This is a genomic window from Polaromonas sp. P1_G2, assembly GCF_056405515.1.
This window is the reverse complement of record NZ_JBFUBY010001765.1, coordinates 1-359: the sequence shown is the minus strand read 5'-3', so window position 1 is coordinate 359 and position 359 is coordinate 1. Positions and strand designations below refer to the sequence as shown.

The following is a 359-nucleotide window of genomic DNA, read 5'->3' as shown; positions in this document are numbered from 1 at the left end:
CGCCTGCCGTCAACGCGGCCGGTCCGCACATTTTGCAGCTTGCAGGAGATCGGACAATCACGGCCCGCATCATCGTCGTCGCCTCCGGCGCCCGCTACCGGCGGCCGGATGTCGCCAATATCGGGGCGCTGGAAGGCAATGGCATTTCCTATTGGGCGTCCTCGATCGAGGCGAGGCTCTGTGCTGGCGAAGACATCGTGCTCGTCGGTGGCGGCAATTCGGCCGGCCAGGCCATCGCGTTCCTGGCGCCGCAGGTCAACCGGCTGCACCTGGTGGTCCGGCGTCCGCTCGAAGCGACGATGTCGCGCTATCTGATCGATCGCATTGGCGCCCTGCCAAATGTCGAATTGCATACGAGC

Annotated in this window: 1 protein-coding gene; it reads left to right on the top strand. The window is 65.2% G+C overall.

Going from position 1 to position 359, the window contains the following annotated elements; all coding sequences use genetic code 11:
* On the top strand, positions 1-359 hold a 359-nt coding region (locus AC1D0P_RS32495; RefSeq protein WP_477680482.1), incomplete at both ends, for an NAD(P)/FAD-dependent oxidoreductase.